Annotated in this window: 11 protein-coding genes; all 11 read left to right on the top strand. The window is 73.9% G+C overall.

Annotated features, from left to right (window positions below; genetic code table 11):
• The first annotated feature begins 31 nt into the window (after positions 1 to 31).
• The 11 genes from ACFZCD_RS06370 to pepN all read left to right on the top strand — a co-directional run bounded on the left by ACFZCD_RS06370 (position 32) and on the right by pepN (position 15003).
• A complete protein-coding gene (locus tag ACFZCD_RS06370) occupies positions 32 to 673 on the top strand; it encodes a degT/DnrJ/EryC1/StrS aminotransferase (protein ID WP_391828483.1) in 642 nt (213 codons plus the stop codon).
• Entirely contained in the window at positions 670 to 1989 is a 1320-nt protein-coding gene (locus ACFZCD_RS06365) for a DegT/DnrJ/EryC1/StrS family aminotransferase (RefSeq protein WP_391828481.1), read from the top strand. Before ACFZCD_RS06370 ends, ACFZCD_RS06365 begins: the two co-directional genes overlap by 4 nt.
• Positions 1982 to 3034: an N-acetyl-gamma-glutamyl-phosphate reductase gene (gene argC, locus ACFZCD_RS06360; RefSeq protein WP_391828479.1), complete on the top strand. Its 1053-nt coding sequence runs from the start codon at positions 1982 to 1984 to the stop codon at positions 3032 to 3034. The genes ACFZCD_RS06365 and argC overlap by 8 nt, the downstream gene beginning before the upstream one ends.
• Complete coding sequence (locus ACFZCD_RS06355; RefSeq protein ID WP_391828477.1) at positions 3031 to 4881, top strand: M20/M25/M40 family metallo-hydrolase; 1851 nt, start codon at positions 3031 to 3033, stop codon at positions 4879 to 4881. The genes argC and ACFZCD_RS06355 overlap by 4 nt, the downstream gene beginning before the upstream one ends.
• On the top strand, positions 4881 to 5678 hold the full coding sequence (locus ACFZCD_RS06350) for a 1-deoxy-D-xylulose-5-phosphate synthase N-terminal domain-containing protein (RefSeq protein ID WP_391828475.1): 798 nt from the start codon (positions 4881 to 4883) through the stop codon (positions 5676 to 5678). Before ACFZCD_RS06355 ends, ACFZCD_RS06350 begins: the two co-directional genes overlap by 1 nt.
• The gene (locus ACFZCD_RS06345; RefSeq protein ID WP_391828473.1) at positions 5675 to 6598 is read left to right on the top strand and encodes a transketolase; all 924 of its coding nucleotides are present in this window, start codon (positions 5675 to 5677) and stop codon (positions 6596 to 6598) included. Before ACFZCD_RS06350 ends, ACFZCD_RS06345 begins: the two co-directional genes overlap by 4 nt.
• Before the next feature lie 155 nt (positions 6599 to 6753).
• Complete coding sequence (locus tag ACFZCD_RS06340; protein WP_391828471.1) at positions 6754 to 8391, top strand: ABC transporter substrate-binding protein; 1638 nt, start codon at positions 6754 to 6756, stop codon at positions 8389 to 8391.
• A gap of 30 nt (positions 8392 to 8421) precedes the next feature.
• Positions 8422 to 9717: an MFS transporter gene (locus ACFZCD_RS06335; RefSeq protein ID WP_391828469.1), complete on the top strand. Its 1296-nt coding sequence runs from the start codon at positions 8422 to 8424 to the stop codon at positions 9715 to 9717.
• Positions 9714 to 11090, top strand: a complete 1377-nt coding sequence (locus ACFZCD_RS06330; RefSeq protein WP_391828467.1) for a hypothetical protein — start codon at positions 9714 to 9716, stop codon at positions 11088 to 11090. Before ACFZCD_RS06335 ends, ACFZCD_RS06330 begins: the two co-directional genes overlap by 4 nt.
• Before the next feature lie 8 nt (positions 11091 to 11098).
• Positions 11099 to 12457, top strand: a complete 1359-nt coding sequence (locus tag ACFZCD_RS06325; RefSeq protein ID WP_391828465.1) for a hypothetical protein — start codon at positions 11099 to 11101, stop codon at positions 12455 to 12457.
• The gene (gene pepN / locus ACFZCD_RS06320) at positions 12442 to 15003 is read left to right on the top strand and encodes an aminopeptidase N (RefSeq protein WP_391828463.1); all 2562 of its coding nucleotides are present in this window, start codon (positions 12442 to 12444) and stop codon (positions 15001 to 15003) included. Before ACFZCD_RS06325 ends, pepN begins: the two co-directional genes overlap by 16 nt.
• Positions 15004 to 15032: the final 29 nt, after the last annotated feature.

Genomic DNA, 15032 nt, shown 5'->3' with positions numbered 1-15032 from the left:
AACGACGGGAACGACGGGAACGAAGAGGAAAATGGAACTGTTCGACACAGCGACCGTGCTCACCCGCGTCATGACGTCCGGCGTGGTCATGAGCATCGAGAAGAGCGACCGCGAACTCCCGGGCCTGGAAAGGCTCCTGACCAAGAAGACCGGCCGTGCCAAGGCCGTCCTGCTCAACAGCCGCAGCGCCGCCGTCCACGCCGCACTGGCCGGCCAGGGCATCGGCCACGGCGACACGATCCACCGTCCGGGACTGGCGGAGAAGGACCTGGCGTTCCTGGCCTGGCTGGGGATCTCCACGGGGGACGACGCGGCGGAGGGCGCCGTCCCCGCCTTCGACGACATCTCCCTGGACCCGGCCAACGCCGCCGGCCTCGGCGAACTGGCCGCCGCGGCACAGGCCCCGGCCCTCGTCGTGGACCTCACCGGCATCGGCTTCGGGCCGGCGGCCGCGGTGCTCACCGACGACGCCAAGGTCTGGGCCCGCGCCGAACGACTGAAGATCTTCGGCGCGTACGACCTGCGGACCATGTGGACGCAGCAGGAGGACGCCGCCGACCTGGTCCCCGGCGTCCAGTTCAACTACCGGCTGAGCCCGCTCGTCGCCGCCTGCATCCGGATGGCCCTCGGCCAGGCGGTCCGGCCCCTGACCACCACCGGAGCTGAGAAGTGATCACCGACTTCCCCGACCACCCGCTGCCCCTGCCCGACGCCGCGGACCTCACCGCCGAACTCGCCGCCTTCGGCGGCGGCCAGATGATCCCCAAGGAGCTGCGCCGGACGATCTTCCCGGTCATCACCAAGGAGGACGTCTTCAACCTGATGCTCGCCCAGCGGGCCACCCCGGAGAAGGTCGTCGGCGACTTCGCCGAGGCCTACCGCTCCTACGTGGGCGCCCACCACGCGCTCCCCACCGCGAGCGGCACCTCCAGCCTCCACCTGGCCCTGGTCGGCGCCGGCGTGCAGCCCGGCGACGAGGTCATCGTCCCGGCGTTCACCTTCATCGCCACCGCGCAGGCGGTCGTCGCGGCCCACGCGATCCCCGTCTTCGTCGACATCGACCCGCGCACGTACTGCATGGACCCCGAGGCGGCCGCCGCGGCGGTCACCGACCGGACGCGCGCCATCATGCCCGTCCACGTGCACGGCCTGCCCGCCGACGTCACCGCCCTGCGGGCGCTCGCCGACAGCCGCGGCATCGCCTTCGTCGAGGACGCCTCGCACGCCCACTCCGCGAAGGTCGCGGGCCGGGTCGCCGGCTCCTTCGGCGACGCCGCCGGCCAGAGCCTGATGGCCGACAAGAACTTCCCGCTCGGCGGCGAGGGCGGCATCGCCTTCTTCAAGGAAGAGGCGTCCTACGAGCGGGCCGCCGAGTACGTCCGCCGGCACGGCATCGACTACGAGATGTCCTGGGTCGCGGCGGCCTTCGGCGCCAGCCAGCTCAAGCGCCTCCCGTACTACGACGAGGTCCGCGCCCGCAACGCGAAGCTCCTCGGCGAGGCCCTGGAGGAGACCGGCCTGTTCCGGGCCCCGTACGTGCCCGAAGGCCACGTCCACGCGTACAACATGTACCGGATCACGCTGCGCCCGGAGGCCGCCGGCCTGGACGACCTGCCGGTGTGGGCGGTCAAGGAGGCCGTGCACGAGCTGCTGGTCGCCGAGGGCGTCCCGGCCCGCGAGTGGCAGAACACGCCCATCCCCTGCCACCTGCCCTTCCGGCACCGCCTCGGCTTCGGCAACGGCTACCCCTTCACCCTCAACCCGGACGCCGTCCGCGACCACCGGCCCGAGGACTTCCCCGTGACCCTGGGGATGCTCGACAGCACCCTCGTCCTCTGCCGCGAGCTGCGCTCCCCCGTCGAGTACGAGCGGGCGCTGCGCTACGCCGACGCCTTCCGCAAGGTCGCCCGCCGCCCCGACGCCATCCGCAAGCTCGTCGGGGACCGCGACTACGTCCGGCCGTACGAGAAGGCGGCCCGCCTTGGCTGAGACCAGGCTGGAGAAGCTCAGGGTCGCGGTTGTCGGCGCGAGCGGCTACACCGGCGGCGAGGTGATCCGGCTGCTGCTGGAACACCCCCACGTCGAGCTCGCGTTCCTCTCCGCCGAGCGCAGCGCCGGGGCGCAGGTCGGCGCGGTCCATCCGTGGCTGCGCAACCACCCGGGCGCGGCGGGCCTGAAGTTCCGCCCGCTGTCCGAACTCCCGGACGTCGACGTCGCCTTCAGCTGCCTGCCCACCGGTGCCCTGCCGGAGCGGCTGCCGCTGCTCGCCGAGCGGGCCAAGCGGGTGCTGAACATCGCGGGCGACTTCCGGCTGCGCGACCCGCACGAGATCGCCACGCACTACCCGAACACCGCGGCGCACCCGCCGCAGGAGCCCTTCGCCTACTACGTGCCGGAGCTCTCGACGGCCGTCCCCGGCAGCAGGTTCGTCAACCTGCCCGGCTGCATGGCCGTCACCACGATCTACGCGCTCCACCCGCTGCTGGCCGCGGACCTGGCCGCCACCCGCGTCATCGTCGACGCCAAGACCGGCTCCACGGGCGGCGGGCGCGGCGGCAACGAGCCGCCGGCCGAGCGGGCGGGCAACTTCCGGGTGCACAAGCTGCACGGCCACCGGCACGCGCCGGAGATCCACCAGGCCCTGGGGGAGTTCACGGGAGCCTCCCTGGACCTGCAGTTCTCCACCCACAGCCTCGACGTGCCGCGCGGCATCATGGTCACCGCGTACGCCCGGCTGAAGCCCGGGGTCGAGCCGCTGGACGTCAAGCGGGCCTACGCCAAGGCGTACGTCGGCAAGCCGTTCGTCCGGGTGCGGCCCGCGCCCAAGACGCCGCAGGACTTCCCGATGCTCAAGGCCGTCATCGGCTCGAACGTCGCCGAGGTCGCGGTGTCCGTCCGCGACGGCGAGTGCGTCGTCGTGGCCGCCCTGGACAACCTCATCAAGGGCGCCGCGGGCCAGGCCATCCAGGCCATGAACCTCATCAGCGGCTTCGACGAGGCGGCGGGCCTGCCCCGGACGGCGGTGTCGCCGTGAAGCCGCTCTACGTGGTCAAGGTCGGCAGCGCCACCCTCGACCGGGGCGCCGTCCACCAGGAGATCGCCGCGCTCGCCGGCCGGGGCGCCCGCGTCCTGCTGGTGGCCGGCGGCGCCGTCGGCATCGAGCAGCACTACGCGGCCATCGGCCGGCCCATGCCCCGGCTGCGGCTCGCCAACGGCGACGAGGTGCGCTACTGCCCGCCCGAGGAGATGCCGCACCTCGTCGACGCCTACGAGCGGGTCACCCTGCCCGCCGTCGAAGAGGGCCTGCGCGCCCTCGGCCTGACCGCCTTCACGGCCGTCGCCGCCCGCGGCGGACTGGTCACCGGGCGCGCCAACCGCCCGCTGAAGGCCGTCACCGCCGAGGGCAGGGCCACCGTCGTCCGCGACCACCGCGCGGGCGTCCCGGAGGACGTCGACACCGTACGGCTGAACGCCCTCCTCGACGCGTACGACGTGGTCTGCCTCTCGCCGCCGGTCCGCGACCGGGACGGCGGGGTGCCCCTCAACGTCGACGCCGACGTGCTCGCGGCGGCGCTCGCCAACGCCCTGGACGCCGACCACCTGCGGCTGGTCACCGGCACAGCCGGACTCCTCACCGACCCCTCCGACCCCGCCTCCACGCTGCGCCACGCCCACCCGGGCGAGGCCCGGCAGTACGCGGGCGGCCGGATGCGGCAGAAGGTCCGGGCCGCCGAGCTGGCCCTGGAGGGCGGCTCCGCCGACGTGGCCATCACCGGCCCGCACACCATGGCGGACCCCTCCGGCTGGACCCGCTTCTGGCGGACCGAGGAGCCGGCGGAGGACCTGACGCTGCTCAGCCGCGCGGTCGGGATCTCCTCGGTCTCCGGGGACGAGCACGAGCTCGCCGTCTACCTGCGCGACTGGTGCACCGAGCACGGCATCGACGCCTTCATCGACGAGGCCGGCAACCTCGTGGCCACCCGCGGCACCGGCGAGCGCCGGCTGCTGCTCCTCGGCCACCTGGACACCGTGCCGCACCGCTGGCCCGTCGAGTGGCGCGAGGACGAGCTGTGGGGCCGCGGCAGCGTGGACGCCAAGGGCTGCCTGGCCACCTTCCTGCAGGTGCTGGCCGCCGCCGAGGTCCCGGAGAACGGGCAGCTGCGCGTCGTCGGCGCGGTCGAGGAGGAGATCTCCTCGTCCAAGGGCGCCTTCCACGCCCGCGACCACTACCCGGCCGACGCGGTCGTCATCGGCGAGCCCAGCGGCTCCGGGAAGCTGACCCTCGGCTACTTCGGCCTCTTCAAGCTGCGGGTGACGGCCAGCGTGTCCAGCGGCCACTCGGCCGGCATGGATGCGGTGTCCGCCCCCGACGCCCTGATCCGGGTCCTGGAGGACATCCGCGACGCCGTGCGCGGCGAGGCCTCCGACGCGCTCAGCGCCGTCATCGACATCAGCTGCAGCACCGGCCGCGAACGCCACCGCGCCGTCGGCATCCTCAACTTCCGGGTGCCGCCGGACGCCGACCTCGCCACCCTGCGCAAGCTCGCGCTCGACCAGGCGGGCCCCGGAGTGGAGATCGAGGTGCTGCGCGCGACCCCCGGCCACGCCGGCGGCCGGACAAGCCCGCTGGCCAAGGTGTTCACCCGGGCCTTCGGCGCGGCGGGCGTGCGCCCCCGCTTCGTGGTCAAGAAGGGCACCTCGGACATGAACACCCTCGCCACCACCTGGCGGGACGTCCCGATGGTGGCCTACGGGCCGGGGGACTCCGCGCTCGACCACACCGACGAGGAGCGGATCGGGGCCTCGGAGGCCCGTACGGCCCGCACCGTGCTGGCGGACGCCGTCACCCGGTGGTTCGCGCTGGACGAAGGGGGCCGGTGATGACCGTCCTGCTGGAGAACGACACCGCGCTGGAGGCGCGGGCCGCCGAGGCCCGCCGGCTGGTGGTCGACATGGCGGCGAGCCCCCGCGGCTGCCACCTGGGCGGCAGCCTGTCGGTGCTCGACATCCTGATCGCGGCGCTGCACCGCGCCTCCCGCGGCGACGGCACCGAGGTCGTGCTCAGCAAGGGGCACGCGGCCGCCGGGCTGTACGCGGCGCTGCACGTCAGCGGCGTCCTGCCGGAGAACCCGGCCCCGCTCTACGGGCGGGCCGGCCACCCGTACACCGGGCACCCCGGCCCCAAGGTGCCCGGCGTGCGCTTCCCCACCGGCAGCCTCGGCCACGGTGTGCCGTACGCGGCGGGCTGGGCGCTCTCGGAGCGGCTGTCGGGACGGAAGGGCCTCGGGATCGCCGTCGCGGGGGACGGCGAACTGCAGGAAGGTCTCGTCTGGGAGGCCTGCCAGGTCGCCGCGGCGCAGCGGCTGGGCAACTTCGTCCTGGTCGTGGACCGCAACGGCGGCCAGAACGACGGCATGGTCGACGACATCTCCCCGCTGCCCCACCTCGCGGAGCGGTTCGTGAGCTTCGGCTTCAACATCGCCCGCGTCGACGGGCACGACCTCGCCGCCCTGACCGCGCTGTTCGACGAGGACCGCCGGGAGGCCGGCCGGCCGCTCGCGGTGATCGCCGACACCGTCAAGGGCAAGGGCCTGCCGCCCGTCGAGGGCAAGGCCGGCTCGCACTACGTGACCATCGACGCCGCGCGCGCCGCCAAGTGGAAGCGGATGATCCGATGACCCTGTCAGGGCGCGACGCCTACCGCGCCGAACTCACCGCCCTCGCGGAGGCCGACCGGCGCATCGTCTGCCTGGAGGCCGACCTCGGCGGCAAGAACCACCCGTTCCAGACGGCCCACCCGGACCGGTTCTTCAACCTCGGCATCGCCGAGGGCGCCATGGTCGACATGGCGGCCGGCCTCGCCGCCGGCGGGCACCGGCCGTTCGTCTCCACCTTCGCGCCGTTTGCCGCGCTCCGGGCGGCCGAGAGCCTCAAGCTCACCCTCGGCTACCTGGGCGCGGGCGTCACCGTGGTCGCGCCCTACGCGGGCGTCTCCGGGGCCTGGTTCGGCACCACCCACCACTGCCTGGAGGACCTGGCCGTCCTGCGCAGCGTCCCCGGCGTGACCATCGCCGCCCCCTACGGCGAGGCCGACATGCGCGCCGTGGTCCGGGCCGCGGCCGCGTCCGGCCGCCCGCACTACATCCGCACCGGCCGCAACGCGGCGTACGAGAGCCTGCCGCGGCCCGCCGGCGGCGAGCTCCCGCTGGTCAACTGGGCGCGGCCGGGCGAGGCCGGCGAGCTCTGCCTGGTGTCGGTCGGCGAGGAGGGCACGCGGCTCGCCCTGGAGGCGACGGAGCAGCGGCCCCGGCTGGGCCACGCCCACCTGACGTACCTGGACCACCGGAACCTGGCGGCCGCCGCCGCGGAACTGGCCGGGCGGCATACCCGCTTCGTCGTGGTCGAGGAGCACCGGCAGGAGGGCGGCGTCGCGGAGGCGCTGGCGCTGCTGCTGCCGCGGTGCGAGGTGCACGGCGTGAGCGCGGGGCACGGGTGGCCGGCCGAGGGCGGCGACCACGGCGAGGTCATGGCCGGGCTCGGCCTCGACCTGCCGGCGGTCCTCGCGGCGACGGACCGCCTGACGGCCGTCGCGGCGTAGAGCCCGCCGGCCCGGTCCGGCATCACCGGTCAGGTACGCGGTGGTTGCGCGCCGGAAGAAGTCCCGCCGCCATGGCGCGCAACCCACCCCGGTGACGGTCCGGCGGAATCCGCGGCCACCGAAATCGTCCACCAACCACCACAGGAGAAACACCCGTGTCGCAGCAGTTCGAGATCGACCACCTGGGCCAGGCCCCCACCCCGGCCCCCGACGTCCCCGGCGCCCGCCGCGGCGGCCGCGTGACCCTGCTGGCCGACGCCCCGCCGGAGCACGTCGACCCCACCCAGATGTACATCGGCACGACGCTCGGCGTCGCGACCGGTCTCTTCCACCGGACCCTCACGGGCTACCAGGAGAGCTACGACGGCGGCCCCCGCCGCCTCGTCGGCGACCTCGCCACCGACACCGGCCGGACCACCGACGGCGGCCGGACCTGGACCTACACCCTCCGCGAGGGGCTGAAGTTCGAGGACGGCACGCCGGTCACCTCGTACGACGTGGCCCACGCGATCACCCGCTCGTTCGGCCCGAACGGCGTGTACGGCCCGCAGTTCATCCAGCAGGCCCTGGACCCGGAGCGCGGCTACCGCGGCCCCGAGGAGGACGGCCCGCAGGCGCCCGGCCTGAGCACGCCCGACGAGCGGACGATCGTCTTCTCCCTCCCCGAGCCGACCCCCGGCTTCCCGTTCTTCGCGACCACGACCACCACCACGCCCGTCCCCCGCGACCGCGACACCGGAGCGGACTACGAGACGTCGTGGCTGGCCACCGGCCCGTACAAGGTCAAGGAGCACGTGCCGGGCGAGACCGGTCACTACCTGCTGGAGCGCAACCCGCACTGGGACCCGGCCACCGACCCGATCCGCCACCAGTACCCCGACGAGATCTTCTGGGAGTTCGGCGTCGCCCGCGACCGGCAGACGGAGCGGCTGCTGGACCCCGCCGGGCAGGACCGGTTCGCCGTCGCCACCTTCGACGTCGCCGACGCGCACGTCGCGACGGTCCAGGGCGACGAGCGGCTGATGTCCCGCGTCATCGCCGGCCCGTCCGCGTACCTGCAGTACGTGTACATCAACACCCGCCGCGTCACCGACGTGGACGTGCGCCGGGCCCTCAACTTCGCCTTCGACCGCGGCACCTGCGTGGAGCTCGCGGGCGGCACGGCGGGCGCCCAGTACGCCACCACGATCCTCGCCCCGATGGTCCCCGGCTACCGCCACCACGACGTCTACCCGTCGGGCGAGCACGGCGACCCGGTCAAGGCGAAGGAGCTGCTCGCCGGCAAGGAGCTGCGCCCGCTGGTCTTCGCCTACCCGGACACCCTCCCGAACGCCCCGGTGGCGCCCGCGGTCAAGACCGCCCTGGAGGCGGCCGGCTTCGAGATCGTCCTGCGCCCGGTCGACAAGGCCGCGTTCTACAGCCTGATGGGCGACGCCGAGAACGACTGCGACCTCATCTACGGCGTGTGGGGCCCGGACTTCCCGGACGCCTCCGGCGTCTTCGACGTCCTCTTCCGCGGCGACCGGCTCACCGCCCGGGGCAACATGAACCTCTCCTACTTCGACGACCCGGAGATCACCGCGGAGATCGCCCGGCTCGCCCAGGAGCCCGACCGCGCCGCCGTCGCCGAGGGCTACGCCGAGCTCGACCGGCGCCTGATGGCCGAGCACGCGCCCGTCGTCCCCGTCTACTACAAGCGGCAGTTCACCCTCTTCGGGCCCGGGGTGGGCGGGTTGTTCCTGAGCGGGCAGTACTTCGTGCCCAATCTGACCCGCGTCCACGTCGTCGCCTGACCCGGCGGGCCGGAGAGGAGGAAACCACCGATGAGCACCGCAACCTCGCCCCTGCGCACGGCGTTCCGGAACAACTTCGGCGGACTGCCGCGGCCGTTCTGGATCGTCTTCGCGGGAATGATCGCGAACCGGATCGGCACCATGGTCGTCCCGTTCCTGGTCTTCTACCTGGGCTCGCGCGGCGTCAGCACCGCGCAGACCGGCGGCATCGTCATCGCCCTCGGCATCGGCGGCATGTTCGGGCCGGTGCTCGGCGGCTCCCTGGCCGACCGCATCGGCCGCCGCTCCGCGGTCATCATCGGCCTGGTCGCCACCCCCGCCGGCCTGGGGGCGCTGCTCGCGGCGCCCAGCACGGTCACGCTGGGCGCCGCGGCGGCCCTGCTCGGGCTGACCTCGGGCGTCTACCGCCCGGCCGCCTCCGCGCTCGTCGGCGACGTCGTCGGCTCCGAGCTGCGCGGCAAGGCGTTCAGCCTGCTGCACTGGGGCTTCAACATCGGCACGGCCGTGGCGAGCGCCGCCGCGGGCTACCTGGCGGCGCGCGGCTTCTGGCTGCTGTTCCTGCTGGACGCCGCGACCTGCCTGATCTACGCGGTCATCGTGGTCCTCGGCATCCCCAAGGACCTGCCGCGGCCGGAGACCACGAAGGCGGCGGCGGGCGAGGGCGCCGACGGCAAGGCGGCCGGTGGCAAGGCGAAGGGCGGCCTCGGCTACGGCGTCGTCTTCCGCGACCGCCTGATGCTCGCCCACATGGCGCTCAGCACGCTCGGCATCACCGTCTACACCCAGACCGAGTTCACCATCCCCCTCGCCATCCGCGAGGACGGCCTCTCGCCCGAGGTCTACGGCTTCGTCGGCGTCGCCAACGCCGTGCTGGTCGTGGCCCTCCAGCCCGTCCTCTACGGCCGGCTCGCCAAGCTGCCCCGCATCAAGGTGCTCGCCGCCTCGTGGGCGCTGATCGGCATCGGCGTCGCCTCCACCGGGCTCGCCGGCAACGCCTGGCAGTACGTCCTGACCGTGGTGGTCTGGTCGGTCGGCGAGGTCGTCAACGGAGTCGTGGCCGGCGCGATCGTCGCCGACATCGCCCCCGCGGAGGCCCGCGGCCGCTACCAGGGCGCGATCAGCTGGGTCTGGTCCGCGGCCCGCCTCGCCGCGCCCGCCACCGCCGTCGGCCTGTTCACCACCGTCGGCCCGGCCGCCCTGTGGTGGGGCTGCGCGGTCACCGGCATCCTCACCGCCCTCGCGACGCTGCGCCTCACCGCCGCCGTCGAGCGGCGCGTCAACCCCCCTCAGCCCGAGAACACGAAGCTTACGGAGAACGCACTGTGACCACTGATTCCACTGGGACCACCGAGACCGCCGGGTCCCCCGCCGCCTTCACCGCCGACGAGCTGGTCGAGCAGTACCACCGGCAGGACGCCCTGCGCCACGTCGTCGACGAGATCGACCGCCACCCCTCGCTGAGCAACTGGACGGGCTCCTACCTGCCCCGCCCGCTGTTCGTCGACCACCGCGAGATCACCGACTTCGGCACCGACGTCCTGCGCCTCTTCGAGCTGATCACGTCGCTGCCCGAGCGGCTCTTCGACGGCGACATCCGGCGCTACACCTCCACCCTCGGCATAGACGAGCGGCGCGCGGACCTGATCACCTCGCTCGGCGGCATCAAGCCCCCCTGCTACGGGCGCGCCGACATGTACCACGACGGCACCTCGTTCAAGCTGCTGGAGATCGGCATCGCCAGCGAGGTCGGCGGCGCGGACCGGGCGGGGGAGATCCCCAAGGCGCTGCTGGAGAACGAGGCGTTCGCGAAGTTCGCCGCCGACCACGGCCTCGGCCACACCCACACCGGCCGCGAGGTCGCCGAGACGCTGCGCCAGGCCGGGCAGCACCTCGCCGACTCGCCGGTCGTCGCCCTCCTGGAGGGCCCGGGCGGCCTCGCGGGCTACGCGGCCCACTGGAACACCTTCCGCGACGTGATGCGCGGCTTCGGCCTCGACTTCCACGTCGCCGAGATCGGCGACGTGCGCGAGCGCGACGGCAAGCTCTACCTGGGCGGCACGGGCATCGACGTCGTCCTGCGCTGCTTCACCGTCGAGGAGATCATCGGCGACGCGGACGGTCTCGCGCTGGTCGAGCCGGTCCTGCGGGCCCACCGCGCGGGCGGCACCGTCCTGTTCACGCCCCTGGAGAGCAACCTCTTCGCCAACAAGGGCGCGCTGGGCCTGCTGTCCGACCCCCGCTGGCGCGACCGGTTCAGCGCCGGCGAGCTGGAGGTCGTCGACCGCGTCCTGCCCTGGACCCGCTCCCTCAAGGGCGCCGCGTCCCTGGACGACGAGCTCGTCACGTACGCCCGCGACCACCGCGAGGAGCTCATCCTCAAGCCGAACGGCTACTACGGCGGCGTCGGCGTCGTCGCCGGCTGGGACACCGGCGCGGACGCCTGGTGGAAGGCGCTCAAGGACGGCGTCGAGGACGGCTGCGTCATCCAGCGGCGCGTGATCCCCCGCTCCGAGCCGGTCCGCGACCCGCAGACCGGGGAGATCGAGCCCTGGCAGGCGGCGTGGGGCCTGTTCTACACGCCGCGCGGCTACGCGGGCGCCTACGCGCGGGCCGTCCCCGCCTTCGAGAGCCCGGTCATCGGCGTCACCGCGTACAAGAACACGCGCACCGCCGGCGTCTTCCACTACGGAGAGGTCTGAACCGCACCATGACCGTCACCGAGACCTACCTCCGGCGGACGGCGGAAGGCGACCGCGGGCTGCTCGACGCCGTACGGGACGCCGAACTCCCCGAGGCCTTCGCCGAAGCCTTCGGCAAGGTGCTGCTGCCGCGGCCGTTCTTCGTCCCGGAAGCCGAGATCCGTGCCGTCGCCGACGACCTGAGCACCTTCTTCGGGCTGCTGTTCGACATCCCGCAGCGGCTCTACGACGGCGACCTCGGGCGGTACTGCGAGGCCCTGGGCATCGACGCGGCCCGCGCGGCCGTCATGCGGCGGCTGGGCGACCGGCCGGCGCTGTACGGGCGCGCGGACCTCAGCCACGACGGGGAGTCGTTCAAGCTCTTCGAGCTGAACGTCGGCAGCTCGCTCGGCGGCACGGACCGCGCCGAGCTCGCCCGGGTCCTCCTCGGCGTGCCCGCCTTCCGCGCCTTCGCCGACGAGCACGGTCTCGGTCACGTCCACACCGGCGAGCGCCTCGCCGCGACCCTGCGCGAGGTCTCCCGGGACCTCACCGGCGGCGCCGAGCCCGTCGTCGCCTACGTCGAGGCCAACGGCGGCCTGGCCGGCAGCACCCACCTGGCCCGCTCCTTCGCGGAGATGATGCACCGCTGCGGCATCGACCTCGTCGTCGGCGAGGTCGGCCAGCTGGAGGAGCGGAACGGGCGGCTGCACCTGCACGGCCGCCGCGTCGACGTGATCCTGCGGTACTTCACCCCCAACGAGATCGTCGACGACCCCGCCGGCCCGCGCGACCTCGAACCCGTCCTGCGGGCCCACGAGGAGGGCCGCGTGGTCCTGTGGACCACCCCGCAGAGCGCCCTGTTCGGCAACAAGGGCGCCCTGGCCCTGATGTCCGACCCGCGGCTCCGCGAGGGCCTCACGGACGCCGAGACGCAGCTGATCGACCGGGTCCTGCCCTGGACCCGCCTCCTCACCCCCGAGCTCGTCGACCACTGCCGCGCCCACCGCGACGAACTCATCCTCAAGCCGCGCGCCGACTACGGCGGCGCCGGCATCGTCGCCGGCTGGGACAGCACCGACCAGGAGTGGAAGGACATGCTCGGCGAGGCCGCCGGGGCGGGCTTCATCGTGCAGCGCCGGGCCGGCTGCCGCCCCGAGACCGTCATCGACCCCGTCAGCGGCGAGGCGGCCGAGTGGAGCGCGACCTGGGGCGTGTTCCTGCTCCCGTCCGGCTACGCGGGCTCCTACGTGCGCGCGCTGGAGGACGCGAGCGGCGTCGTCCGCGCCGGCACCTTCAAGACCACCACCGTCTTCCACACCCCCGACCCGGCCCCCGTGGTGACCGGCACGGACCCCGGGAAGGACGCGGCATGGCAGGCAATCTGACCCAGGACGAGGCGCGGGAGCGCGCCCGGCTGCTCTCCGTCGAGTCGTACGAGGTCCACGCCGACCTGACCGGCGGCCCGGACGCCTTCCGCTCCACCACCGTCGTACGTTTCACGTGCAACGAACCCGGAGCGGTCACCTTCGCCGAGCTCGCCGGCGCGGACGTGCACGAGGCGGTCCTGAACGGCGCCCCGCTCCCCGCGGGCTCCGTGCACGGCGGCCGGATCACCCTGCCGGGCCTCGCCGCCCGCAACGAGCTGCGCGTCGTCGCCGACTGCCGCTACTCGCGCACCGGCGAGGGCCTGCACCGCTTCACGGACCCCGCCGACGACCGCACCTACCTCTACAGCCAGTTCGCGACCGCCGACGCGCAGCGCGTCTTCGCGTGCTTCGACCAGCCCGACCTCAAGGCGCGGCTGGAGCTGACCGTGACCGCGCCCGCGGACTGGGAGGTGCTCTCCAACTCCGCCGCGGGCGACCGGACCCCGGCCGGCGAGTCCGCCACGACCTGGCACTTCCCGCCGACCGGGCCGCTGCCGACCTACGCGCTCGCGCTCGTCGCCGGCCCGTACCACGTCACCCACGACACCTACCGGGCCGCCGGCGGCCGCACCGTCCCCCTGCGGGCCCTGTGCCGGGCGTCCCTGGCCGCGCACCTCGACGCCGACGCCGTCTTCGGCATCACCAAGCGCGGCTTCGACTTCCTCCACACCCTGTTCGGGACGCCCTACCCGTTCACCAAGTACGACCAGGTCTTCGCCCCCGAGTTCAACGTCGGGGCGATGGAGAACGCCGCCTGCGTCACCGTGAACGAGAAGTACGTCTTCCGCTCGCGGCCCACCGCGCTGCTCCGCGAGCGCCGCGCCGAGACGCTGCTGCACGAGCTCGCGCACATGTGGTTCGGCGACCTCGTGACGATGCGCTGGTGGGACGACCTCTGGCTCAACGAGTCCTTCGCCACGTACGCCGGCGTGCTCGCCCAGAGCGAGGTCACCGAGTGGACCGGCGCCTGGGCCACCTTCGCCGCCCTCCGCAAGGCGGAGGCGTACCGCCAGGACCAGCTGCCCTCCACCCACCCCGTCGCCGCCGCCATCCCCGACATCGCCGCCACCGAGGTCAACTTCGACGCCATCACCTACCTCAAGGGCGCCTCCGTCCTCAAACAGCTCGTCGCCTACGTGGGCCGCGAGAACTTCGAGGCGGCGATCCGCACGTACGTCCGCCGCCACGCCTGGGGCAGCACCACCCTGGCCGACCTCCTCCGCGCCCTGGAGGAGACCTCCGGCCGCGACCTCGCCGCCTGGTCGCGGGAGTGGCTGGAGACCTCTGGCGTCAACACCCTCCACACCGAGTACGAAACGGACGGCGCCGGCCGGATCACCCGGTGCACCGTCGTCCAGGAGGCCCCGGAGAGCAGCCCCGTGCTGCGCGCGCACCGGATGGCGATCGGCCTCTACGACCAGGGGCCGGACGGCATCGTCCGCCGGCACCGCGTCGAGCTCGACGTGGCCGGGGCCCGCACGGACGTCCCCGCACTCGTCGGCGAACGCCGCCCCGGCCTGCTGCTCCTCAACGACGACGACCTCGCCTACGCAAAGGTCCGGCTCGACGAGCACTCCCTGCGCACCGTCCTCGGCGGCATCGGCGAGATCCGCGACCCGCTGGCCGCCGCCCAGGTGTGGACGACCGTCTGGCACATGACCCGCGACGCCCTGCTCCCGGCCCGCGACTACGTCGCCCTCGTCGTCTCCGGCCTCGGCTCGGTCACCGACGCGACCCTCGCCCAGAGCCTCCACGACCAGGCCCGCAAGGCCGTCCACGACTACGCCGACCCGGCGTGGCGGGACGAGGGCCTGGAGATCCTCGCGGACGCGGCCCTCGGGCTGCTGCGCGCCGCCGGGCCCGGCTCCGAGCTCCAGCTCGTCCACCTCCAGGCCTTCCTGGCCGCCGCGGCCTCGCCCGGCCACCTCGCCGTCCTGCGGGGCGTCCTCGACGGCACCACGGACGTCCCCGGCCTGGAGGCCGACGCCGACCTGCGGTGGGCGCTGCTGCGCCGCCTGGTCGCCCGGGGCGCGGCGGGCCCGGACGACATCGACGCGGAGCTGCGCGGCGACCGGTCCGCGGCGGGCGTGCGCAACGCCGTCGTCTGCCGGGCGGCGCTCCCCACGGCCGAGGCCAAGGAGGCCGCCTGGCAGCGGATGCTCGCGGACGACCTGCCCAACAGCCTGCTGCGCGCCACCCTCGAAGGCTTCGCCGAGCCGGACCACCGGGACCTCCTGGAGCCCTTCGCCGACCGGTACTTCGCGGAGGTGCGGCGCATGTGGGCCGAGCGGCCCGGCGGCAACGCCCAGCGCTTCGCCCGCGAGGCCTTCCCCGCGGGCGCCGTCTCCGAGCGCACCCTCGCCGCGGCGGACGCCGCCGCCACGGCGGACGGCGTGCCGGCGGCCCTGCGCCGGCTGCTCGCCGAGGGGCGGGACGAGGTCGCGCGGGCCGTCCGGGCACGCCGGTGCGACGCCCTCAGCACCACCACGACCACGCTTGTCTGACCCCACGGAGGGTCCGACCCTACGGAGTG

It is taken from the genome of Streptomyces sp. NPDC008001, from assembly GCF_042958085.1.
Lineage (GTDB): Bacteria > Actinomycetota > Actinomycetes > Streptomycetales > Streptomycetaceae > Streptomyces.
Note: the sequence above shows the minus strand (reverse complement) of the source record. Positions and strands in the feature narration are given on the sequence as shown.

Bases quoted from the DNA above. Each gene is read 5' to 3' on its own strand.
- ACFZCD_RS06370 (WP_391828483.1), top strand. From the start codon at position 32: ATGGAACTGTTCGACACAGCGACCGTGCTCACCCGCGTCATGACGTCC.
- ACFZCD_RS06350 (WP_391828475.1), top strand. From the start codon at position 4,881: ATGACCGTCCTGCTGGAGAACGACACCGCGCTGGAGGCGCGGGCCGCC.
- ACFZCD_RS06345 (WP_391828473.1), top strand. From the start codon at position 5,675: ATGACCCTGTCAGGGCGCGACGCCTACCGCGCCGAACTCACCGCCCTC.
- ACFZCD_RS06335 (WP_391828469.1), top strand. From the start codon at position 8,422: ATGAGCACCGCAACCTCGCCCCTGCGCACGGCGTTCCGGAACAACTTC.
- ACFZCD_RS06325 (WP_391828465.1), top strand. From the start codon at position 11,099: ATGACCGTCACCGAGACCTACCTCCGGCGGACGGCGGAAGGCGACCGC.
- pepN (WP_391828463.1), top strand. From the start codon at position 12,442: ATGGCAGGCAATCTGACCCAGGACGAGGCGCGGGAGCGCGCCCGGCTG.